This window comes from Rhodanobacter lindaniclasticus (genome assembly GCF_004799035.1).
GTDB lineage: Bacteria > Pseudomonadota > Gammaproteobacteria > Xanthomonadales > Rhodanobacteraceae > Rhodanobacter > Rhodanobacter lindaniclasticus.
Window position 1 is genome coordinate 82,944 of the sequence record NZ_MWIO01000031.1, and the last position, 23,198, is coordinate 106,141.

A 23,198-nucleotide genomic window follows, 5' to 3' on the forward strand; every position below is an offset into this window, starting at 1 on the left:
ACGTCGCTTATTCGGGGCTGTCCGGAGTGGCCGGGCCCTTGTCGCGCTGGCGTTCGGCGGCGCGCTCCGCATCGGCCTCGAACAGGCGCTGCAGGTCGACCAGTGCATCGCGGGTGCTCTGCATCAGCTTGGTCTCGTCGTCGTAGACCAGCGCCTGCTTCTGCAGCAGGTCCTCGTCGTAGCGGCGGAAGCGTTCGACGCGGTCCACCGCCAGCTCGTGCGACAGGCCCAGCGCCTCCAGCGTCTTGCGGGTCATCTTGAGGCTGGAATGGAAGGTCTCGCGCACCGGGTCGTCCACGCCCAGGTCGAGCAGGCGGAACACGTGCTGGCGGTTGCGCGCGCGCGCGACGATCTTCAGGTGCGGGTACTGCCGCTTGACCAGGCGCGCGGTGCGCAGGTTCGCCTCCGGGTCGTCGGTGGCCAGCACGAACACCTCGGCGGTGGCCGCGTGCGCCGCGCGCAGCAGTTCCGGCCGCGCCGGGTCGCCGAAGAACAGGTTGATGGTGCCGAAGCGCCGCGAGAGATCAACCTGGTCGGCCGAATGCTCCAGCGCCACGAAGGCAATGCCCTGCGCGCGCAGCACGCGGGCGATGATCTGGCCGACGCGGCCGAAGCCGGCGATGATCACCCGTGGCGGCGCCGTGTCGATGGTGTCGAACTCGCGCGACGGCTGACGCGGGCGCAGGTCCAGCGCCTTCGCCGCCAGCACCACCAGCAGCGGCGTCAGCGCCATGCTCAGGGCGATCACCAGCATCAGCAAGTCGCGTTGCGCGACGCTGAGCAAGCGTTGCTCGGCGGCAAGCCGCAACACCACGAAGGCGAACTCGCCGCCGGCGGCAAGCAGCACCAGCAGGCGCAGCGTGTCCGAGCGATTGAGTCCGCACAGCCAGCGTCCCAGCGGCCACAACAGCACGCTCTTCAGCGCCAGCAGCAGCGCCAGCAGGGTCAGCACCAGGCCGGGGCGATGCCACAGCAGCGACAGCTCCATCGACATGCCGACGCTGATGAAGAACAGCCCCAGCAGCAATCCCTTGAACGGCTCGATGTTCGATTCCATCTCGTGCCGGTATTCCGAATCGGCCAGCAGCACGCCGGCGAGAAATGCGCCCAGGGTGGCCGACAGGCCAGCCAGTTCCATCAGCCACGCCACGCCCATTACCACCAGCAAGGCGGTGGCGGTGGACACTTCGACCGAGTCGGCCTTGGCCACGAAACGGAACACCGCGCGCAACACATAGCGGCCGCCGACCACCACGCCGACGATCACCGCGATCGTGCGCAGCACGCCGAGCAGTTCCACGTGCGAAGCCGAGGACGCCGCCAGCAGCGGCAAGGCGGCGATCAGCGGAATCGCCGCCAGATCCTGGAACAGCAGCACGGCGAACACATGCCGCCCGTAGGCCGAACCCGCCTCCTTGCGCTCGGCCAGGATCTGCAGGCCGAACGCGGTGGATGACAGCGCCAGGCTGCCGCCAACGACAAAAGCCGCCTTGCCGTCGAGGCCGAACAGCCAGTACGCGACCGCGCCGATCGCCAGGCCACTGGCCAGCACCTGTGCGATGCCGGTACCGAACACCGAGCGCCGCATCACCCACAACCTCTGCGGCGACAGCTCCAGCCCGATCACGAACAGCATCAGCACCACGCCGAACTCGGCGATGCTCGCCACGCCCGAGGTGTCGTGGATCAGCCCCAGCAACTGCGGCCCGATCGCCACCCCCGCCAGCAGATAGCCGAGCACCGCGCCGAGGCGGAAGCGCTTGGTCAGCGGCACCGCAATCACCGTGGCGAGCAAAAACACCAGGGCCGTCTGCAGCAGATGATGGCTGTCCAAGCGTCGGCAACTCCAGTCGGGGATGCCCGATTATTCCATGCCGCCCCGCCTGCGCCGCATCGGCGACAGCGAATTCCGTCCCGGAAAAGCGACAGGCCCGCCGAAGCGGGCCTGTCCGGTTGCGTCGGGCGCGCCGGTTACTTCTTCGGCGCGTCCTTCAGGCCGCGGTTCTCCAGCATCGGCTCGATGCTGGGGTCCTGGCCGCGCCAGTCCTTGTACATCCTGGCCAAGTCCTCGGTGTTGCCGCGCGAGAGCACCATCTTGCGGAAGCGGTCGCCGTTGGCGCGGGTGAGGCCGCCGTTGTCCTTGAACTCGACGAAGGCGTCGTCGGCCAGCATCTGCGTCCACAGGTAGGCGTAGTAGCCGGCGGCGTAGCCATTGCCCCAGATGTGCTGGAAGTAGCTGGAGCGGTAGCGCGGCGGCACGTAGCTCAGGTCCACGCCGTCCTTCTTCAGCGCCGTGGCCTCGAACTTGTCCGCATCCTGCACCGGTGCGTCGGCGCCCAGCATGTGCCAGTTCATGTCGAGCATCGCCGCGGCGACCAGCTCGGTCATGTTGTAGCCCATGTTGAACTTGCCGGCCTTCTTCATCTTGTCGACCAGCGCCTGCGGCATCGGCGCACCGGTCTGGTAGTTCTTCGCATAATTGGCGAACACCTTGGGATTGGTCGCCCAGTGCTCGTTGAACTGCGACGGGAACTCGACGAAGTCGCGCGCGGTGTTGGTGCCGGACAGGGTCGGGTATTGCTCGTCGGCGAACATGCCGTGCAGCGCATGGCCGAACTCGTGGAACATGGTGATCACGTCATCGAACGACAGCAGCGCCGGCTGGCCCGCGGCCGGCTTGGTGAAGTTGGCGACGTTGTAGATCACCGGCTTGGTGTTCATCAGCTTCGACTGGCCGACGAAATTGTCCATCCACGCGCCGCCGCCCTTGTTGTCGCGCTTGAAGTAGTCGCAATAGAACAGCGCCAGCGACTTGCCGTCGTGGTCGAACACCTCGAACACGCGCACGTCCGGCTGGTACACCGGAATGTCCTTGCGCTCCTTGAAGGTCAGCCCGTAGAGCTGGTTGGCGGCGTAGAACACGCCGTTCTCGAGCACGTTGTCGAGCTCGAAGTACGGCTTGATCTGGTTCTCGTCGAGGTCGTACCTGGCCTTGCGCACCTGTTCGGCGTAACGGTTCCAGTCCCACGGCTGCAGCTTGAAGCTGGGCTGCCCGGCCGCCTTCTGGTCCTGGTCGATCTGCGCCTGGATGTCGGCGGCTTCGCGCGTGGCGCGCGCCACCGCGGCCGGCGCCAGCTTCTGCATGAAGCCCATCGCGGTGGCCGGCGTCTTGGCCATCTGGTCTTCCAGCTTCCACGCGGCGTAGTTCGGGTAGCCGAGCAACGCAGCCTCCTGCGCGCGCAGCTGCGCCAGCCGCTCGATCGTCTTGCGGGTGTCGTTGGCGTCGTTCTGCTCGGCGCGGTTCCACGACGCCTCGAACAGCTGCTGGCGGGTGGCACGGTCGGCCAGATCCTGCAGCTCGGGCTGCTGGGTGGTGTTCTGCAGCGGCAACACGTACTTGCCGTCCTGCTTGCGATCCGCCGCGGCGCGGCTGGCCGCGGCGATCTCGGCGTCGCTCAGGCCGGCCAGCTTGCCCTTGTCGCCGATCACCGGCGCAGCGTCCTTGGTCGCCGCCAGCAGCTTGTTGGTGAACGCGGTGCTGAGGCTGGACTCCTCCTTGTTCATTGCCTTGAGCCTGGTCTTGTCGACGTCGGACAGCTTGGCGCCGGCATGCACGAAGTTGTCGTAGACCACCTGCACCAGCCGCGCGGATTCCGGATCGAGCTTCAGGGTGTCGCGCTGGTCGTGGACCGCCGCGATGCGCTTGAACAGCTTGTCGTTGAGATAGATCGCGTCCTGGTGGGCGGCCAGCTTGGGCGCCTCTTCCTCCTGCACCTTCTGCAGGGTGGGGTTGGTGTTGGCCGCGGTGACGCCGTTGAACACCGCCATCACGCGGTTGAGCATCACGCCGGTCTTCTCCAGCGCCACGTAGGTGTTCTCGAACGTGGCCGGCTCGGGGTTGTCGGCGATCTTCTGCACCTCGGCCAGTTGCTGCTTCATGCCCTCCTCGATCGCCGGCTGGTAGTCGGCGTCGGTGATCTTGTCGAACGGCGGCGCCTGGAACGGCAGCGTGCTGGCCTGGAAGAACGGGTTGCTGGTCATGGCATCGGCCGGGGCAGTGGCGGAAGCGCTCGCCGTCGACGCAGGCGCGGGTGTGGGTGCGACATCGGCGCCGCCCGGCGATTGCGAGCAGGCGGCGAGGGCGATCGTGGTGGCAATCACGAGCAGGCGGAGTCGAAGCATCAGGTTCCCCAACGTTGGGTGTCCGCGACGGGACGGGATGGAAATGCAGTCCCCGACTTTACCCATACGGCCGCCGCTTTCCAAACGTTCGCAGGAACCTGCGGACGGCGGATCCGCGCAGCGGAATCACGCCACGCGCATGTCGCGCAGCTGCCAGCCGCCGCCGATCAGCAGGAACAGCCGATGGCGCACCACGCTCATCGGCAGGTCGGTGGTCAGCTCGACGTCGGTGCGCAGGTCGGCGACTTTCGCCGTCACCTCGGCGGCCGGATCGGTGTTGCCGAGGCTGGCGTCCACCGCATCCGGGTCGGGCTGCGCCGCGCGCCAGCGCTGGAACAACTCGTCGTTGCGCAAGGCCTGCTGCAGCGCGCCGGCAAAATCATTCGGGCCGGCGCCGGCGTAGCTGAAGCGCGGATCCTCGCCGCGGGCGTGGCCGAGGTCGGCGATGGAGAGGTAGTAACGGTTGCGGGGCATGGCGGCTCCCAAGCTGGATTCCATTCCGATTCAAGCACGGCGGACGTGAAGCCGACGAGGCGAGTGCGGCATCTGGCACCGCCGCCGGAAAGGGCGTATGAATCACGGTCTGTTTGTCCAAACCAGGGGCTTCCGATGTCACGCATGACTGGCGTCCGTGTAATCAGGTCTGCAGGCTGCGGCCTGCTCATCGCGACAGCAGGCCTGCTGGGCGCCTGTTCCTCGTCCTCGCCACCGGCATCGGCACCCGTCGCCCCGGCCGGCGCTTCCTCCACGCCGCCTCCACCGTTATCCCTACCGGCAACCGCATCGAGTGCCGGCGGCGCCATCACGGCCGGCAGCGGCACGCGCCTGCTGCGCTTCCCTGACGTGTGCGGCGCACGCGTGGTGTTCACCTACGCCGGCGACCTGTGGCTCGCCTCGACCCAGGGCGGCACCGCCACCCGCCTCACCGCCGCGCCCGGCCTGGAAATGGCGGCGCGCTTCTCGCCCGACTGCCGGCAGATCGCCTTCACCGGACAGTACGGCGGCGACAGCCAGGTCTACGTGGTGGCCACCGATGGTGGCGTGCCGACCCAGCTGACCTGGTATCCGGCGATGGGCCCGCTGCCGCAGCGCTGGGGTTTCGACAACCAGGTCTACGGCTGGACGCCGGACGGCAAGTCGGTGCTGTTCCGCTCGTGGCGCGAGGCACGCAGCATCTCCAATCCGCGACTGTTCAGCGTGGCTGCCACCGGCGGCCTGCCGACCGCGCTGCCGATGCCGGTGGCCGGCGTCGGCCGCTACTCGCCGGACGGCAAGCAGATCGTGTACTCGCCGAAGTACCGCGACTTCCGCGACTGGGACCGCTACCAGGGCGGCTGGGCACAGGACCTGTTCGTCTACGACTTCGCCGCGAAATCGGCGAAGAACATCACCAGCGATCCGAATACCGATCGTGATCCGGTATGGATTGGCAAGGACATCTATTTCCTGTCCGACCGCGGCCCGCACCTCAACCTGTATCGCTACGACACCAGCGACGGCAAGACCGCCCAGGTGACCGACTACAAGAACAACGACGCGCGCTGGGCCAGCGGTGACGCAGCCGGGCAGATCGTGTTCGAGCTGGGCGGCGTGCTGCACCTGTACGACACGCACAACCAGAGCGACCGCGCGCTCGACATCCGCGTGCCGAGCGACCTGGTCGCCACGCGCGCGTCCGAGCGCAGCGTCAAGGATCACGTCGAGGACTTCGCGCTCAGCGCCAACGGCAAGCGCGCGGCCTTCACCGCGCGCGGCGAGGTGTTCAGCGTGCCGCTGAAGCACGGCATCACGCTGGACCTGACCCACACTCCGGGTGCGCACGAGCGCGAAGTGGCGTGGTCGCCCGACGGCAAGCGCGTCGCCTACATCTCCGACCAGAGCGGCGAGGAAGAAGTGTGGGTACGCAACGCCGACGGCAGCGAACCGCTGATGCTGAGTCGCGGCGTGCTCGGCCGCCTGTACGCGCCCTCGTGGTCGCCCGACGGCAAACAGCTCGCCTTTGTGGATTCGAACAACCGGCTGCACCTGATCGGTACCAGCGCCGGCGCCACCGACAAGGTGATCGCGCAGGATCCCGGCCAGTCCCAGCGCGACTACGCGTGGTCGCCCGGCGGCCACTACCTGGCCTACTCGCTGACCGACAAGGACACCCTGCTCGCGCGGCTGATGGTGTACGACGTCGGCTCCGGCAAGGCCACCGAACTCGGCCGCGAGTACCAGAACGCGTATGCGCCGGCATTCTCGCCCGACGGCAAGTACCTGTACTTCCTCGGCGACCGCGAGTGGGCCCCGCAGATGTCCGGCGTGGAACTGGACTACGCCACCAGCCGCAGCACCCAGATCCTCGCCTACGCCCTGCGCGACAAGCTGGCGAATCCGTTCGCCCCGCGCAACGACGAGGCGACCGGCAGCGACCAGGGGCAGGCGGACAAATCCGCTGAAGACCACGGCAAGGACGAGGCCAAGCCCAAGCCGCCGGCGCAGATCGACGACCGCATCGACTTCGACGGCATCGGCCAGCGCCTGATGCGCGCGCCGATCGAGCCCGACAACATCCGCTGGCTGGCGGTGACGACGAAGGCGATCCTGTACGCCAGCACCGGCGCGCAGTACCTGGGCCGCGACAGCGCCGTGCCGACCCGGATCGAGTCGTGGTCGTTCAAGCAGCACAAGGCGGACAAGGTCTACACCTACGACAAGCCGGTCGACGGCACCGGTGTTCTGGCGCTGTCGCGCGACGGCAGCACCCTGCTGGTGCGCGACGGCAAGGACTACAAGGCGGTCGACCTGGATGCCGACAAGCCCGATCCGAAGGACGTCAAGCTCGACGGCCTGTTCGCGCGCGTCGACCCCAGGGCGGAATACGCCGAGATCTTCAACGACGTGTGGCGGCGCTACCGCGACTATTTCTACGTCACCAGCATGAACGGCTACGACTGGAACGCGATCCGCGCCAAGTACGAGTCGCTGTTGCCGTACGTGGGCGATCGCACCGACCTCAACTACGTGCTCGGCCAGATGATCGCCGAGCTGTCCAACTCGCACACCTATGTCGCCGGCGGCGACCTTGGCCTGCCGGACAAGCCGCACGTAGGCCTGCTCGGCGCGGACTTCGAACTCGATGCCGCCAGCGGGCACTACCGCATCGCCCACGTGTTCCCGGGCGAGAACGACGAACCGCGCTACCGCTCGCCGCTCACCCAGGTCGGCGTGGAGGTGAAGGCCGGCGATTACGTCCTGGCGATCAACGGCGTGCCGCTGACCGCAGGCGACAACCCGTATCGCCTGCTGCGCATCGCCCCGGGCCAGCTGGTGCAACTCACGGTCAACACGCGGCCGTCGCCGGACGGCGCGCGGACCGTGCTGCTCAAGCCGATCTCCAGCGAGATGCCGCTGCACTATTACGACTGGGTGCAGGCGAACCGCCAGTACGTGGCCAAGGCCAGCGACGGCAAGATCGGCTACCTGCACATCCCCGACATGGGCGAGGACGGTGCACGCGAGTTCATCAAGTGGTTCTATCCGCAACTGCGCAAGCCGGGCCTGATCATCGACGTGCGCGACAACGGCGGCGGCTTCATGTCGCAGACGATGATCGAGCGGCTGTCGCGCAAGCTGCTGGCGTACAACTACTTCCGCGGCACGTCGATCACCGGCACCTACCCGGGTGCGACGCCGCTGGGTCACCTGGCGGCGCTCAGCAACGGCACCACCGCGTCCGATGGCGACATCTTCTCGTACATGTTCAAGCAGGCGAAGCTCGGGCCGCTGATCGGCACGCGCACCTGGGGTGGCGTGGTCGGCATCACCGACTGGGGTCCGTTGATGGACGGCGGTTCGGTATCGATACCGCAGTTTGCCGCGATCGTGAACTTCGAGGGCAAGTACGTGGTCGAGGGCCACGGCGTCGAACCCGACATCGTGGTGAACGAGGACGTGTCGCAACAGCTCGCCGGCAAGGACCCGCAGCTCGACAAGGCGATCGAGGTGCTCGGCAAGGAGATCCAGGCGCATCCGCTGACCCTGCCGCCGCAGCCACCGGGGGTGGACAAGGCGCCGCCGGCGATGCGGCCGGCATCCGCCACCGCGCCACCGCCCGCCGGCTGACCGCGCGGGCCGGCGGCTACGGCGTGCGCAAGGCGGCGACGGCGTCTGCCAGCGCCGCCGTTGCCGCCGCAGCACCGGCACCGTGATCGATCACACCAAGGCATGGCGCCGGCAACAGCCGGCGCAGGGTGGCGAGGTTGTCCTCGCGCCGTTCCATCGCCGGGTCGACCGCATTGCCGACCCAGCCCAGCAGGTTGCAGCCGTCGGCCACGATCGCCCGTGCACCGAGTTGCGCGTGATTGAGGCAGCCCAGCCGCAAGCCGACCACCAGGATCACCGGCAGGCCCAGCGCCTGCGGCAAGGCGCTGGCCAGCAGCGTCGGCGCCAGCGGCGCCAGCCACCCGCCGACCCCCTCGACCACCACCACGTCCGCACCGCCGGCCAGTTGCGCATGCGCCGCCTCGATCGGCGCCAGGGTCACCTCGGCATGCTCGGCGGCGGCGGCGAGGTGCGGCGACACCGCTTCGCCGAAGGCGAACGGATTGCAGCTCGCGTAATCCGGACGCGGTGCGCTGGCCTCGATCAGGGCCAGCGCATCGTCGTTGCGCAGGCCGTCGGGTGTCGCCACGCAGCCGCTGGCCACCGGCTTCATGCCCACCGCGCGCAGGCCGTCGGCGCGCAAGGCACGCAGCAGCGCGCAGCACACAAAGGTCTTGCCGATGCCGGTATCGGTGCCGGCGATGAAGACGCTCCTGCTCATGCTGGCACGTAGCGCCGGTTGAAGCGGTTCACCACCGGCCCGATCAGGAACAGCAGCGAATACATCATGCCGGGAATCGCCCACATCCACCCTGGCGCCGACAACGGCAGCAGCAGGGCGGTCAGCGCGGAGGCCAGGCCAACCAGCGCGGGCACGCTCCACACGCGCATCTCGCGGCGCGCGCCCAGATTATCCAGCCCCTGCCGTGCCGAGCTGCCTGCCGCGTGCACAAACAGTAGTGCCAGCGTGCCTGCCATGCAGGCGTAGGCCAGCCCGTAGCAGGCGAACAGGATGCGCATGTCGATCGGGCCGCCGACGGGCGCGAAGTCGCTGGGCAGCAGGCCGCCGCTCAGCCAGGAGAACACCCCGGCAAACACCATGTGCAGGGGATAGACGAAGATCAGCGCGAAAAACACCAGCAGCAACGACCACCAGCGTCCGGCCGCCTCATCCCGCGGACAGAGCCTGCGCCAGCGCACGTGGCCGTGCCAGAAAAAGGCGACCTGGAAAAAGCACGCGGCAAATGCCGGCACGCCGCCGAGCGCGTGCAGCAGCTTCGCCGCACTGTCCGGGATCGAGGCGCCACCGATCAGCAGCAAGGTCAGGATGAAGGCGAACGCGCCGTCCACGAACGCATCCAGTCGCCCCGCTTCCGTCCCCTCGCGCTGCTCGACCAGGCCCATGTGGCATTCTCGTCACGACGATTCGGCGCATGATATGCGTTTCACCACGGAAACCACGATGTTCAACGCCACGCCCCTGGCCACCGCCAGCAAGCCCGAGCTCTACCAGCACCTGGCGCAGCAGGCGCGCGGCCTGCTCGCGGGCGAGCCGGACCTGATCGCCAACGCGGCCAATTTCAGCGCGCTGGTCTACCACGGCCTGCCGCAGCTGAACTGGGCCGGGTTCTACCTGTTCGACGGCACCGAGCTGGTCGTCGGACCGTTCCAGGGCAAGCCGGCCTGCATCCGCATCGCGCTCGGCCGTGGCGTCTGCGGCACCGCGGCGAGCGAGCGCCAGACCCAGCTGGTGCGCGACGTCAGCACGCACCCCAACCACATCTACTGCGACGCGGCCTCGCAATCGGAGATCGTGGTGCCACTGGTCCGCCGCGATGGTTCGCTGCTCGGCGTGTGGGACGTCGACAGCCCGGTCACCGACCGCTTCGACGAGGACGACCGCGCCGGGATGGAAGCGTTGTGCGCGGTGTTCCTGGAAGCCATCAGCGGCTGAGCACTCCCCATGCAGGAGTCCGCTCGCGGGTGGTGCTCCCGCGATTCCCCGTTTCCGGCGCAAGGGCATCGCCCGCGAGCGGGCTCCTACGACTGCGCGGGATGGTCGGGTCGCGGCTGTTGCAGCAAGTTCGCCACCGCGTTGCGCGCCTCGTCCACGCCGGTGCCGGCGGACGACGAAAACACCTGCGCGCTGGCGTGCAGTCCCTCGGCGGCAAACTGCTTGCGCAAGGCAGCCAGGGCCTGGCTGGCGGCGCCGCGCGAGAGCTTGTCGGCCTTGGTCAGCAGCACGTGGCAGGGCAGGCCGGTGTCGGCGCAGAACTGCAGCATCAGGCGATCGAATTCCTTCAGCGGGTGGCGGATGTCGACGATCAGCACCAGCGCGCGCAGGCTGCGGCGGCGGTGCAGGTAGGCGTCGATCTCCTGTTTCCAATGCTCGCGCATGTCCAGCGGCACCTTGGCGTAGCCGTAGCCGGGCAGGTCGATCAGGCGCCTGGCAGGCTGCGACGCCTGCTCCGGCGATCCATCCCTGGGCGGCGGCAGGCTGAAGGCGACCATCTGCTGGGTGCGTCCCGGCGTCTTCGAGGTACGCGCCAGGCCCTTGTGATTGGTCAGCGCATTGAGCGCGCTGGACTTGCCTGCATTGGAGCGGCCGGCGAACGCCACCTCGGCGCCCTCGTCGGCGGGCAGCTGGCTGAGGCGGTGCGCGGCGAGCATGAACTGCGCGCCCTGGAGGGGATTGGGCATGGGAGCGGTTTGACCAAGGTGGATGGGCACGGGATAATTCTGCGGTTTCTGCCCACCGCTTCGTTTCGGTGCGCCGTCGGCAGTGTTCGCAAGTCTCTCGGGAGTCAAGTGTATGAGTTTTCGCTCTGCTGGTTTTCGGCCCGCCGCGCTCGGGTCCGCCCTGGCTCTCGCGCTGGCACTGTCCGCTACGGCCGTGATGGCCCAGGAAGCGCCGGCTCCCGCCGCCTCTGCGAGCGCCGCAGCGCCGGCTCCGGCCAGCGTGGCCGACGTGGCCGTCAAGCCGGGTGATGCCGCCGCCGGCCAGGCCAAGGCCGCCGTCTGCGGCGCCTGCCACGGCATGGACGGCAATTCCGCCGACGCGCAGTACCCGAAACTGGCCGGGCAGAGCGAGCAGTACATCGTGCGCCAGCTGACCGACTTCAAGTCCGGCCAGCGCCAGAACCCGATCATGCTGGGCATGGCCACCCCGCTGTCGGTGCAGGACATGCACGACTTGGGCGCCTATTTCGCCAGCCAGAAATCGCGTCCGGGCGTGGCCGACCAGGCGCTGGTCGAGCCCGGCGAGACCCTGTTCCGCCAGGGCGACAGCACGCGCGGCATCCCGGCCTGCATGGCCTGCCACAGCATCGACGGCCGCGGCAACCCGGGCGCGATGTACCCGCAGCTGGCCGGCCAGCACGCGCAGTACGTGGAGGCCACGCTGAAGGCCTGGCACGACGGCACCAGTTGGGGCACCGACACCCGCTCGCAGATCATGCCCGCGATCGCCGCGAAACTTGACGCCAGGGACATCGCCGCGCTGGCCAGCTATATCGAAGGCCTGCACTCCGCCGAAAGCGAGCCCGCAGCTGCCGCCACACCCTGACCGCGTTCGTCGCGCCGACCCCGGCCCGCGCGGCGCGTCTCCCGTTTCACCGATTCGAGGTGGTCATGTTCAAGCGTCTTCCGATTCTCTGCGTCATCCTGCTCGCCCTCGCCGCCTGCAGCAGCCATGACGAGGGCCAACCGGCCGCCGCGCCCGCCGCCAGCAGCACGATGACCGCCCCAGCGACCCCGGCCAGCGCACCGGCACCGGCGACCAGTGCACCTGCCGTCGACGACAGCAGCGCGCCGGCCACCGCCGTCAGCGCCGCGCCCGCCCCGGCCGAAAGCGCGCCGACCGCTGCCGCACCGGCGGTTCCCTTCGTCGACAACGGCAAGTGGGTCGAGGGCAAGAACTATTTCCTGATCGAACCGGCGCAGCCGACCAGCCACCCCGGCAAGATCGAGGTGACCGAGGTGTTCTCCTTCGGCTGCCCGGCCTGCAACGCGTTCCACGCCACGGCCGACCAGATCCGCAAGAGCCTGCCCGCCGGCGCGGTGATGAACTACCTGCCCGCGGCATTCCGTCCGGACGAGAACTGGGTGGTCTACCAGCGCGCGTTCTATGCGGCACAGGCGCTGGGCGTGGCCGAGAAGAGCTATGACGCGATGTTCGACGCCACCTGGAAAACCGGCGAAACGGCCACATACAACCTCAAGGGCACCGGCCTGAAGCCGAAGGAAGCGTGGCCCACGATCGAGGACATCGCGAAGTTCTACGCGCAGTTCGGCGTGGATCCGAAGGAGTTCGTCGCGGTCGCCAACTCGTTCTCGGTCAACACCAGGATGAAGCGTGCCGATGATCTGATCAAGGCGTACGGCATCGACGGCACGCCGTCGATGGTCGTCAACGGCAAGTACCGCTACGGACCGAGCACGGCCGGCGGCTATGCCCAGACGATCGAGCTGACCCAGTGGCTGGTCGCCAAGGAACAGGCCGGCAAGTAAGCCGCCAGCACAACCCGGCGCGTGCGGCGGCGCGCCGCCACCCGCGTGGAGAACGACCCGATGTTCAAGCGATACGCCCGCCTGCCCGTCCTGGCCCTGCTCGCCGGCCTGCTGCTGGCCAGCGCCTGCACTGCGCAATCCAGCGACCCGGCGCCGTACGTCGAGGGCACCGATTACGTCACCCTGCCCTCCCCGCACCAGCGCTACGGCAGCGACGGCAAGGTCGAGTTGGTCGAGGTGTTCTCCTACGGCTGCATCCATTGCGCGCAGTTCGCGCCGGACGCCGAAAAGCTGCGCAAGGAACTGCCGGCCGGGGTCGAGTTCAAGCTGCTGCCGGCGCCGTTCAACCAGCAGTGGGTGCCGTTCGCGCGGGCCTACTACGCGGCGAAACAGCTGGGCGTGGTCGAACGCACCCACCTGCAGCTGTTCGTGGCCAAGTTCGGCGAGCACTACCCGATCAACTCGATGGACGAGCTGGCCGATTTCTACGCCCGCGAAGGGGTCAACCGCGACGAGTTCATGCGCATCGCGATGGCGCCGGAAACCACCGAGAAGATGAAGCACGACCTCGACCTGCTGCGCACCTGGCAGGTCGACGGCACGCCGACCCTGGTGGTCGACGGCAAGTACCGCATTGCCACGGTGCGCTCGCACGAGCACATGATGGCGGTGGCGCTATGGCTGGCCAAGCGCGAACTGGCCGGCAAGTAACCGGCGCCAGGCGGCCCTGCGACGCGGTGGATCGCGCATCCCCCGTCGCGTTCATGCGGCAGCGTGCATGCTGCAGGTCAAGCGGGCGGCCAGGCCGGCCGCTGAAGGCCTCCGCTTCCCTCTTCTGCCCCGTGTTGTCATGAATCCTGCTGCTGCCCCTGCCACTGCCCCCGCCGAGCGCCGCCTGCGCCTGCTCAGCTGCAACATCCTGGCCGGCGCCAGCGTGGCGCATTACCGCGACTACCTGACCCGCAGCCTCAAGGCGGTGCTGCCCGGGCGCAGCAAGATGGACAACCTCGACCGTCTGGCCGAGGTGCTGGCCGGGTTCGACGTGATCGGCCTGCAGGAAGCCGACGCCGGCAGCCTGCGTTCGGGCTTCCTCAACCAGACCCGTTACCTCGCCGAAACCTCCGGCCTGCCGTTCTGGAGTCACCAGCCGAACCGCGCGATGGCCAGGCTGGCGCACTCGGCCAACGGCCTGATCAGCCGGCTGGAACCCACTGCCGTGATGGACTACCCGCTGCCCAGCCGCATCCCCGGCCGCGGCGCCCTGCTGGCGCAATTCGGCGAAGGCGAGGACGCGTTGGCGGTGATGATCGCCCATCTCTCGCTGAGCGCCCCGGCGCGCGCGCGCCAGCTCGGTTTCATCGCCGAGCTGCTGCAGGATTTCCGCCATGCCGTGCTGATGGGCGATCTCAACACCGAGCCCGGCAGCGTGGAAATGCGCCAGCTGTTCGGCAAGAGCAGCCTGCAGCCGCCGGCGCAGCCCACGCCCACCTTCCCCAGCTGGAAGCCGCGGCGGGCGCTGGACCACATCCTCACCTCCGAGGCGATCCAGCTGGACAAGACCTGGACGCTGCCGCAGGCGTTCTCCGACCACCTGCCGGTGGCCGCGGAAATCCGCCTGCCCGCTCACGTCGGCGGCCGCAGCTCGAACCGGAAGAAGCGCCGATGACCTCGCTGCCGTGGCGCGCCGCGGGATGGTGGCTGGCGCTGCTGGCGGTGGGGCTGGGTGCCACCGCGCTGCGTTTCGGGCTGATCGAATCCAGCGCGATCGGGCAGTTGTGCGGCAGCGGCCACGGCCCTGCGTGGTGCACGCTGCGCACGTGGCTGGTGCTGGGTTTCCTGCACCACGTCTACGGCTCGCTCGCGCTCGTCGCGCTGCTGCCGGCGTGGCTGCTGCGGCGCCCGTCGCTGGCCTGGCTGGCTGCCGCGCTGGGCGTGTTCGCGATGCAGTTGTACGGCGCCGAGGCCGGCGCGCTGGCCTTGCTACTGGGCAGCCTGCGCCTGCTGCGCCTGCAGGCGGACGCCCGCGCGCCACGCACGCCACACCGGCCAGGCGAACAGCAGGTTCAGCACCAGCCATGACCACGCGGTCGGGTCGAGCCCGGCCTCCTGCACCACCACGACCACGCCCAGCAGCGGCAGGCACGCGGCGAGGAAGCGCTGCTCCAGCGCGGGCCGCACCCGCTCGCTTGCGCGGGACAGCCACCCCGCCAGCGCATGGCCCACGCACGGCAGTGCGAACAGGCCCAGCGGGAAATCGCGATAGCGTCCGTCGAAAACCAGCAACAGCCCGTAGTACGCCAGCGCGAACAGCCACGGCGTGCGCCAGCCGCCGGCGCCACCCGGCCGCGGCGCTCCGGCCAGCCGCCCGGCGATCCAGCGCGCCAGCCGCAGCGCGGTGAACACGGCCAGCACGCAGGCGGCCAGCGAGATCGTCCACTCCCACGGATTGCGGCACGCAAACCACATCTGCCGGAATTGCCAGGCGATGGCGCCACCGCTGGCCACGCCCGCCAAGCCCCGTGCCAGCCGCTCGCGCCAGCCGTGCCGGCGACGTCGCCATGTGCCGGCCAGCGCGAAGATCACGCCACCCAGCGCCGCGGCCAGCCAGCCCAGCCACCAGCGCGTCATCTCCACCACCGGCCCGGTCATCGCAAACTTCGGCCGCGCCTGGGCATCGAAAATGCCCCAGTAGCCGCCTACCGTGCCTTCCTGCGCGCGCTTCCACGGCTGGTCGAACGCTTCGATCACGTTGTACGGCAGGCCGGTCTTCTCCGCGTAGCGCAGGAAGTCGCGCAGGTAGCGCGCCTCGTCCACCACGCTGGCGCTGGCCGCCTGGCGCGGGCGGCCGGCGCTGGGCCAGCCGGTTTCGCCGATCATCACGCGCCGCCCGGGAAATGCCGCGCTCACCTTCGCGTACACCGCCGCCACGTGCTGCACCGCGCGTTCCGGCGGCACCGGCCGGTCTTCCCAGTACGGCAGGATGTGGATGGTGAGGTAGTCCACCGAAGCGGCCAGCTCGGGATGGCGCAACCAGAACTCCCACACGTCGGCATAGGTCACCGGCTCGGGCACCGCCTCGCGCACGCGCGCCAGATCGGCCGCCAGCTGCGCCGACGACAGCTCGCCGCGCAACAACACCTCGTTGCCGACGATCACCGCGCGCACCACGTCCGGGTAGGCGCGCGCGGTGGCGATGCCGAGACGGATCTGTTCGTCGTTCGCCTTGGGGTCCTGCCCCAGCCAGATGCCGAGCAGCACCTTCATGCCGTAGCGGCGGGCGATCCGCGGCACCGCGCTGAGGCCCTGCCCCTGCGAGTAGGTGCGCACGCAATCGAAGCGCTGCGACAGCGCGCGCAAATCCTGGTCGACGCGTTCGGCGCTGACGAAAGCGGAGGCGTCGAGCGGCGACTCGCCCGCCAGCCGGAACGGCGCATACGACACGCAGGCGATGCGCGACGTGGGCGCATCGGGCAACGCCACCGGCCGGCCGATCGCCCACCAGCCGTACAGCGATGCCAGTGCTGCCAGCAGCAAGGCCAGCCACGCCAGAGGTTCCCGACGGACAACAGGCGCAGCTTCGGATGACATGCGGCAAACCGTGGATGGCGACGAATCAGCGTGCCAGCTTAGCAGGGCGCGCCATGCGTTCACCCGATCCAAACAAGACGTTGCAGACCATCCACTACACTGCCGCCAGATCGAATCGCGGAGTCCCCATGCCTGTTTTCACTTCCTCATGCCTGGCGCGCGCGGGCGGCCTGCTGCTGGCCTGCGCCTGGCTGCTCGCCGGCAACGCGCAGGCCGCCGAGCCGACGCCGGCGCAACGCGCCACGTTCAAGCAGGCCTACGCGGCGGCCGAGCAAGGCGACGACTGGCGCGCGCTCGCCGGCACGCTGCACGACTACCCGCTGTATCCCTACCTGCAAGCGGCAGCGCTGGAACACGACATCCGCAACGTCGACCGCGCCACCGTCGAGGCCTACCTCAAGCAGTATCCGGACTGGATTCCCGCCGCCGACCTGCGCCGGGATTTCCTGCGCGAGCTGGCGCGGCGGCAGGACTGGAGCGGTTTTCTTGCGCTGTACCAGCCGGGCCTCGGCGACACGCTGAGCTGCGACGCGCTGCAGGCGAAGCTCGCACAAGGCGCCGCGCTGGACTTCGATCGCGACTTGGCTGCGCTGTGGTCGCAGCCGAACCTGCCCGACGCCTGCGACCCGGTGCTCGACGCCGCGCAGCGCCAGGGCCTGCTCACCGCCGCGCGTTTGTGGACGCGCATCGACCGCGCCGCCGATGCCGGCCAGGCCGGCACCATCGCCAGCCTGGCGAGCTGGTTGCCCGCCGCCCAGCAGGACGACGCGCAGCGGCTGGCGCTGGCCTTGCGCGACCCGGCCGCAGCGCTGGCCAAGGCCTCGCACTGGAGCGACACGCCGCGCGCACGCCAGGCTGCCACCCTGGCGCTGGTGCGACAGGCCCGGCGCGACGTGGACAGCGCCGACGCCTCGTGGCAACAGTTGCAGTCGCGCTTCGCCTTCAACGCCCCGCAACGTGACGCCATCCTGCGTGCGCTGGCGCTGTTCCACGCCACCGACTTCGACGACAACGCGCTCGCCCGTCTCATCGCACTGCCCGCTGCCGCACAGGACGACAGCACCCGCGAATGGCGCGCGCGGGTGGCGCTGGCGCGCATGAACTGGCCGGCGGTGCTGGCGGCGATCGCGGCGATGCCGCCATCGCTGCAGCAAGACGACGAATGGCAATACCTCCGCGCCCGCGCGCTCGCCGCCACCGGCGACACCGCTGCCGCACGACAGCAATACGCCGCGCTGGCCGGGCAGGCCACCTACTTCGGCTTCCTCGCCGCCGACCGCCTGCAGCAGGACTACGCGATCTGCCCGCTGAGCCTGGCCGGTGACCCGCCCCGCGAGCAGGCATTGCTGACGCAGCCCGCCCTGCAGCGCGCGTTCGAGCTGTTTGCGGTCGATCTGCCGTCGCTGGCGCGGCGCGAATGGAACCGCGCCCTGCACGGCGCCGACGAGGCGACCCGACGCCTCGCCGCGGACCTGGCCAATCGCCGCGGCTGGTACGACCGCGCGGTGTTCACGCTCAGCAGCGGCGACGCGCTGCGCCTGTATGACCTGCGTTTCCCGCTGGCCAGCCAGGATGGCCTGGTGCCGCAGGCCGAGCAGGCCGGCATCTATCCGGCATGGGCGTACGCGATCCTGCGCGCCGAGAGCGCGTGGATGAGCGACGCGCGTTCCGGCGCCGACGCCCGCGGCCTGATGCAGCTGCTGCCGAGCACGGGCGCGCTGGTGGCGCGCGCCGCCGGCCTGCCATGGAACGGCGGCGCCAGCCTGTACGACCCGGTGGTCAACATCGCCCTGGGCACGCGCTACCTGGCGCAGATGGCGCAGCGTTTCGACGGCTCGACTTGGCTGGCCAGCGCGGCCTACAACGCCGGCCCGAACCGCGTCGACGTGTGGCTGGCCGAACGCGGCACGCTGGCGCCGGACTTGTTCGTCGCCACCATCCCGTACAAGGAAACCCGCGAATACGTCGCCCGCGTGATGGCCTTCAGCGTGATCTACGACTGGCGCCTCAACCGCGCGGTGGTACCGCTGGTGCAGCGCATGGGTCCGATCGGCCAGCAGTACGTGCCGCCGGGGCCGGACACGCCGCGGCGGGCAGTGGCGTGTCCGGCACTTCCGCCGGCCGCAGGCGCGTCCGTGGCAGCGCCGGCGGCGTCCAGCGCAGGCTCGTGAGGCCGCGCGGGGCTGCCGCGTGGCCGGCGCTCATTCGCCCGCGCCACGCATCCGCAGCAGGGCACGCAGGCGCTTGAGCTCCTTGCCGTAGGCGGCGCAGCGCTCGCTGTCCCGGCGCATCAATTCGGCCACGCTGCCGACGATGCGCTCGCCGCCGTCGTGCACGTCCACGCAGGCCGGCGCGAACGGCAGCGCACAGAACGCCAGCAGGCGACGTACCTGCAACACCGGTTCGGCGCGCCACGCCTCGTAGTGGTGTTCGAGAAAGCCGCCGGGAAACAGCTGCCGCCAGTGCAGGCACAGCGCGTCGTAATCGCTCCAGCAGCCGACCACGTGATCGAGGTCATAGCTGAATTCGTGGCGATCGAGGAACAGCTGCCGGTAGCAGGAGAAGCAGGTTTCCAGCGCACGACGACGACTGTCCACCACGCGCGCACCCGGCAGCATCGCGCGGATCGCGCCGACCAGCCGCCAGTTGTCCGGCGTGCGGTCGACCAGGCAAGCCCGGTCGCCGCGCCATGACGCGGTGCGGGCGAGGTACTCCTGGCCCAGCCGCTGCCAGTCCGCCGGCGTCGCGTGCGCCATCCACTGCGCACGGGGCTGCCTCAGCCGCTGCGTTTCGGCCTTGAGTACCTGCTCGACCACCTGCGTTTCGTCGACCACCGCCACGGCCGGATGCGCGGCCAGCACTTGCACGGTCAGCCGCGAACCGGCCTGCGGCATGCCGACCACGAAGATCATCCCCTCGCCCAGTCTCGCGTCGGCGGCACCGGCCCGCGGTGCGTCGAACACGCGGCGCATCGCCTGCATCTGCGCCGTGGCCCTGGCCGGATTCCAGGCGAGCTGGCGGTACATCTGCGCATTGGCCTTGCGCAACGTGCGAAAGGCACCGGCGTAGTCGCCCTGGTCTTCCAGTGCGCGGGTCAACGCAAAACCCAGGCAAACTCGTGCCCGCGGACTGGCCAGTGGCGAGCCCAGCAGTTGTTCGAGCTGAGCCGCGTCCGCCGCGCTGAATCGCGCCGTTTCCAGGTCGGCCAGGCCGACCCATGCATCGGCCTGGTCCGGCTGCAGGCGCAGCACCGCGCGATAGTTTTCGCCGGCCGGCTCCAGCGCGCCCAGACTCGCCTGCGCCTGCGCCAGCAGCATCCGCGACGGCACGTGGCCGGGTTCGGCATCCAGCGCGCGGTGCAGGGCCGTGACCGCCCCGGCCGGACGCTGCTGCAGCATGTACATCTTGCCCAGGTTGAACCATGCCGGCGCGAAACCCGGCGCCATCGCGCAGCAGCGCTGCAAGCCGGCGATCGCCGCGGCGGGCTCGCCCGCGGCAAACAGCGCCGTCGCCAGGTTCATGCGCACCAGCGGATCATCCGGCTGCAACGCCCGCGCGCGCTGCAACACCGCCACGGCAGCCACGTAATCGCCGCGCAGGTGGCGCACCACGCCCTGCATGCGCAAGGCCTCGGCGCAATCGGGCAGTATCGCCAGCACGCCATCGAGCGCCACCTCGGCGGCCTGCGGATCCTGCGCCTGCAGCGCGGCCTCCGCCTGCCCGAGCAGAACCGTCGCCGCCGCCGGCAAGCCGGCGGCGCGATCAGTCAACAACGGGTGATCCTGCAACTCCCCCATCCTCATTCGCCCCCGGCCATTTCATCGGCCCCGCTCGCCAGCTTACGCGAGGGTGCCGGCGGCTTCCAGACGCGTTCGCGGCGATGGCGTGCCGAGCTCGCCCCCTCCGCGTGCCAGCCATCACGCGCCATCCGTGCAAAGGCGGCCGGGAAAGGCCCTTACTCGCCGCGCAACCAGCGCGCCGCATCCACCGCGTAGTAGCTCAGGATGGCATCCGCACCGGCGCGCTTGAACGCGGTCAGTGCTTCCAGCACCACGCTCTTCTCGTCCAGCCAGCCGTTCTGCGAGGCGGCCTTGAGCATCGCGTATTCGCCGCTGACCTGGTACACGAAGGTGGGCACGCCGAACGCGTCCTTGACCCGGCGCAGCACGTCGAGATACGGCATGCCCGGTTTCACCATCACCGCGTCGGCGCCTTCGGCGATGTCCAGCTCGATCTCGCGCAGCGCCTCGTCGCTGTTGCCCACGTCCATCTGGTAGGTGTGCTTGTTGCCCTTGCCGAGGTTGGCCGAGGAACCGACCGCGTCGCGGAACGGGCCGTAGAACGCGGAGGCGTACTTCGCCGAGTAGGCGAGGATGCGCGTATGGATGTGGCCGGCCGCTTCCAGCGCGTCGCGGATGGTGCCGACGCGGCCGTCCATCATGTCCGACGGCGCCACGATATCCATGCCCGCCTCGGCCTGCGCCAGCGACATCTTCACCAGCGCCTCGACGGTGGGCTCGTTCATCACGTAGCCGTGCTCGTCGATCAGGCCGTCCTGGCCGTGGGTGGTGTACGGGTCGAGCGCGACATCGCCGATCAAACCCAGTTCCGGATACTTCGCCTTCAGCGCGCGGGTGGCGCGATGCATCAGGTTGTCGGGGTTCCATGCCTCGGCGGCATCGAGCGATTTCACCCCGGCGCCGGGCGAGGGGAACAGCGCCAACGCGGGAATGCCCAGGCGCACGCATTCGCCGGCCAGCTTCAGCAGTTCGTCGATCGAGAGCCGATCCACGCCCGGCATCGACGGCACCGCTTCGCGCAGGCCCTCACCCTCGATCACGAAGGCGACCATGATCAGGTCGCTCGGCAGCAAGGTGTGCTCGCGCATCAGCGCGCGGGAGAAGGCGTCGCGGCGCATGCGGCGCATGCGGGTGGCGGGAAAGCTCATGGCGGTACTCGCAAGTCGGCAGCCCTCTATTTTACGCCTTTGCCCCGCACGCAGCCGCGGTCCGCCGGCGCCGCCATTCCGGCGCGTACGGATGCAAAACGCTGGACTACGCGGCACAACGGCGGCACGCTTGCTGTTCCGTTTCCGCAGGAAGCTACATGAGCCCGTCCCGCAGCGTACCCACCCTGCTCGTCGATCTGGGTGGCACCAACGTCCGCTTCGGCGTGGCGAACCCGTCGCGCGAGCACCCGCTGCTGGCCGACAGCATCCGGCGCTATCGGGTCGCCGAGCACGATTCGCTGGTAGCCACCGCCCGGCAGTATCTCGACGAAACGGGGTTGGTGGTGAAGCGCGCCATCGTCGCCGCGGCCGGACGCATCGTGGACGGCGAGACGGTGAAGGTCACCAACAATCCGTGGGCGATCTCGGCGCACCAGACCGCCGAGGCGCTGGGCCTGGAGCATGTGCACCTGGTCAACGATTTCGCCGCGCAGAGCATGGCGGTGACCCTGCTGCACGGTGACGACCTGGTCGACGTCGGCCCGGTGCCGCGGCCGGTGGTCGGTGCCGAGGACGAACAGACTTTTGCCATCGTCGGCCCCGGCACCGGGCTGGGCGTGGGCGGCCTGCTGGTGCGCGGCGGCCACTGCAGCGTGCTGCAGACCGAAGGCGGCCACGCCGGCTTCGCCGCACACACGCCGGAGGACATCGCCATCCTCGACTACCTCAACCACAAGTACGGCCGCGTCTCCAACGAGCGGCTGATCTGTGGCCAGGGCTTGGTGAACCTGTACGACGCGATCTGCCACATGGTCGGCGCGCAACCGGCCGACCTGAAGCCCGAGGACATCACCGCCCGCGCCAAGGCCGACAGCTGCCCGCTGTGCACGCGCACGGTGGAAACCTTCGCCGGCATCTTCGGCAGCGTGGCCGGTGACCTGGTACTCACGCTCGGCGCCTGGGACGGCGTCTACCTGACCGGTGGACTGATTCCGGTGCTGCTGCCGTGGCTGGAACGCGGGCGCTTCCGCGAGCGCTTCGAAGCCAAGGGTCGCTTCCGCGACATCATGGAAAAGGTGCCCACCCAGGCGATCATGAATCCGGAACCGGGCCTGCTCGGCGGCGCCGCGCTGGCCGTGCTGGACTCGGGCCGGCCGCTGCTGCCGCGGCGCGAGAGCGGCCATGCCGCGGCGTGACGGCGCCTTCCTGTTCGATCTGGACGGCACCCTGATCGACAGCGTCTACCAGCACGTGCTGGCGTGGAAGCAGGCGCTGGACGCCGAAGGGCTGGACATTTCGGTGTGGCGGATCCATCGCAAGATCGGCATGAGCGGCGGCCTGTTCGCCAACATGCTGTTGCGCGAGACGACTTTGCCGATCACGGCCGAGCGACTGGATCGCATGCGCGCGCATCACGCCGAGGCGTTCAACCGCATGCATGCGCAAGGCGCGGTGCGACCGCTGCCCGGCGCGCGCGAACTGCTGGAGTACCTCGCCGCGCAGGACATCCCGTGGGCGATCGCCACCAGCGGGCGGATGGAAACGGCGCGGCACAACCTGGAGGCGCTCGGTGTCGATCCGTCGAGGGTCCCGGTGGTGACGCGCGACCAGGTGCGCCACGCCAAGCCCGACCCGGATCTGTTCATCGAAGCGGCCGAGCGGCTCGGCGTGGACATCCGGCAATCGCTGGTGATCGGCGACAGCGTGTGGGACATGCTCGCCGCGCAACGCGCCCGCACGCTGGGCGTGGGCCTGCTGTCCGGCGGCTACGGCCACGCCGAGCTGCAGCAGTCCGGTGCATTTCGCGTCTACGACGACCCCGCCGACCTGCTGCGCCACATCGACGAAGTGGCCGCACGCGACTGAGCCGACCGCGCTTCGCTGA

Annotated in this window: 19 protein-coding genes; 10 read left to right on the top strand and 9 right to left on the bottom strand. The window is 69.4% G+C overall.

Annotated features, from left to right (window positions below; all coding sequences use genetic code 11):
* Nucleotides 1–7: 7 nt before the first annotated feature.
* From B1991_RS11945 to B1991_RS11955, 3 genes are all read right to left on the bottom strand, one after another.
* The gene (locus tag B1991_RS11945) at nt 8–1,834 is read right to left on the bottom strand and encodes a monovalent cation:proton antiporter-2 (CPA2) family protein (protein ID WP_136258910.1); all 1,827 of its coding nucleotides are present in this window, start codon (nt 1,832–1,834) and stop codon (nt 8–10) included.
* A gap of 137 nt (nt 1,835–1,971) precedes the next feature.
* Complete coding sequence (gene dcp / locus B1991_RS11950; RefSeq protein ID WP_136258911.1) at nt 1,972–4,182, bottom strand: peptidyl-dipeptidase Dcp; 2,211 nt, start codon at nt 4,180–4,182, stop codon at nt 1,972–1,974.
* Nucleotides 4,183–4,308: 126 nt separating this feature from the next.
* A complete protein-coding gene (locus B1991_RS11955) occupies nt 4,309–4,656 on the bottom strand; it encodes a hypothetical protein (RefSeq protein WP_136258912.1) in 348 nt (115 codons plus the stop codon).
* A 144-nt stretch (nt 4,657–4,800) separates the two neighbouring features.
* On the opposite strand from B1991_RS11955, the gene B1991_RS11960 reads away from it, so the two are divergent.
* Complete coding sequence (locus B1991_RS11960) at nt 4,801–8,289, top strand: S41 family peptidase (protein ID WP_168709634.1); 3,489 nt, start codon at nt 4,801–4,803, stop codon at nt 8,287–8,289.
* Between the two features lie 16 nt (nt 8,290–8,305).
* Here B1991_RS11960 and bioD read toward each other — a convergent pair whose 3' ends face one another.
* Nucleotides 8,306–8,989: a dethiobiotin synthase gene (bioD, locus tag B1991_RS11965; RefSeq protein ID WP_136258914.1), complete on the bottom strand. Its 684-nt coding sequence runs from the start codon at nt 8,987–8,989 to the stop codon at nt 8,306–8,308.
* Nucleotides 8,986–9,672 carry a TMEM175 family protein gene (locus B1991_RS11970; RefSeq protein WP_136258915.1) on the bottom strand — a complete coding sequence of 229 codons (687 nt, stop codon included), beginning with the start codon at nt 9,670–9,672 and terminating at the stop codon, nt 8,986–8,988. Before B1991_RS11970 ends, bioD begins: the two co-directional genes overlap by 4 nt.
* A gap of 58 nt (nt 9,673–9,730) precedes the next feature.
* Between B1991_RS11970 and B1991_RS11975 the strand changes: the two genes are divergently transcribed.
* Nucleotides 9,731–10,222, top strand: a complete 492-nt coding sequence (locus B1991_RS11975; protein WP_136258938.1) for a GAF domain-containing protein — start codon at nt 9,731–9,733, stop codon at nt 10,220–10,222.
* An 86-nt stretch (nt 10,223–10,308) separates the two neighbouring features.
* Here B1991_RS11975 and yihA read toward each other — a convergent pair whose 3' ends face one another.
* Nucleotides 10,309–10,968, bottom strand: a complete 660-nt coding sequence (gene yihA, locus B1991_RS11980; protein ID WP_136258916.1) for a ribosome biogenesis GTP-binding protein YihA/YsxC — start codon at nt 10,966–10,968, stop codon at nt 10,309–10,311.
* 196 nt (nt 10,969–11,164) lie between these two features.
* Between yihA and B1991_RS11985 the strand changes: the two genes are divergently transcribed.
* From B1991_RS11985 to B1991_RS12005, 5 genes are all read left to right on the top strand, one after another.
* Nucleotides 11,165–11,833 carry a c-type cytochrome gene (locus tag B1991_RS11985; protein WP_425466681.1) on the top strand — a complete coding sequence of 223 codons (669 nt, stop codon included), beginning with the start codon at nt 11,165–11,167 and terminating at the stop codon, nt 11,831–11,833.
* Nucleotides 11,834–11,898: 65 nt separating this feature from the next.
* A complete protein-coding gene (locus B1991_RS11990; protein WP_136258918.1) occupies nt 11,899–12,777 on the top strand; it encodes a thiol:disulfide interchange protein DsbA/DsbL in 879 nt (292 codons plus the stop codon).
* A 60-nt stretch (nt 12,778–12,837) separates the two neighbouring features.
* A complete protein-coding gene (locus tag B1991_RS11995) occupies nt 12,838–13,488 on the top strand; it encodes a thiol:disulfide interchange protein DsbA/DsbL (protein WP_136258919.1) in 651 nt (216 codons plus the stop codon).
* 139 nt (nt 13,489–13,627) lie between these two features.
* A complete protein-coding gene (locus B1991_RS12000) occupies nt 13,628–14,443 on the top strand; it encodes an endonuclease/exonuclease/phosphatase family protein (protein WP_136258920.1) in 816 nt (271 codons plus the stop codon).
* Complete coding sequence (locus B1991_RS12005) at nt 14,440–14,856, top strand: hypothetical protein (RefSeq protein ID WP_136258921.1); 417 nt, start codon at nt 14,440–14,442, stop codon at nt 14,854–14,856. Before B1991_RS12000 ends, B1991_RS12005 begins: the two co-directional genes overlap by 4 nt.
* Here the strand turns inward: B1991_RS12005 and B1991_RS12010 are convergent.
* Nucleotides 14,758–16,365 carry a glycoside hydrolase family 17 protein gene (locus B1991_RS12010; protein WP_136258922.1) on the bottom strand — a complete coding sequence of 536 codons (1,608 nt, stop codon included), beginning with the start codon at nt 16,363–16,365 and terminating at the stop codon, nt 14,758–14,760. The two genes, B1991_RS12005 and B1991_RS12010, sit on opposite strands and share 99 nt — an antisense overlap.
* A 128-nt stretch (nt 16,366–16,493) precedes the next feature.
* Between B1991_RS12010 and B1991_RS12015 the strand changes: the two genes are divergently transcribed.
* Nucleotides 16,494–18,536 (top strand): transglycosylase SLT domain-containing protein, encoded by a 2,043-nt coding sequence (locus B1991_RS12015; RefSeq protein ID WP_136258923.1) that lies wholly within the window; start codon nt 16,494–16,496, stop codon nt 18,534–18,536.
* Between the two features lie 30 nt (nt 18,537–18,566).
* On the opposite strand, the gene B1991_RS12020 is transcribed toward B1991_RS12015, so the two are convergent.
* Nucleotides 18,567–20,135 carry a tetratricopeptide repeat-containing sulfotransferase family protein gene (locus tag B1991_RS12020; RefSeq protein WP_246031156.1) on the bottom strand — a complete coding sequence of 523 codons (1,569 nt, stop codon included), beginning with the start codon at nt 20,133–20,135 and terminating at the stop codon, nt 18,567–18,569.
* Between the two features lie 185 nt (nt 20,136–20,320).
* A complete protein-coding gene (hemB, locus tag B1991_RS12025; RefSeq protein ID WP_136258925.1) occupies nt 20,321–21,313 on the bottom strand; it encodes a porphobilinogen synthase in 993 nt (330 codons plus the stop codon).
* 158 nt (nt 21,314–21,471) lie between these two features.
* Here hemB and glk point away from each other — a divergent pair, with 158 nt between their 5' ends.
* Both glk and B1991_RS12035 read left to right on the top strand, forming a co-directional pair.
* The gene (glk, locus tag B1991_RS12030; protein ID WP_136258926.1) at nt 21,472–22,509 is read left to right on the top strand and encodes a glucokinase; all 1,038 of its coding nucleotides are present in this window, start codon (nt 21,472–21,474) and stop codon (nt 22,507–22,509) included.
* Nucleotides 22,496–23,179 (top strand): HAD family hydrolase, encoded by a 684-nt coding sequence (locus B1991_RS12035; RefSeq protein ID WP_136258927.1) that lies wholly within the window; start codon nt 22,496–22,498, stop codon nt 23,177–23,179. Before glk ends, B1991_RS12035 begins: the two co-directional genes overlap by 14 nt.
* Nucleotides 23,180–23,198: the final 19 nt, after the last annotated feature.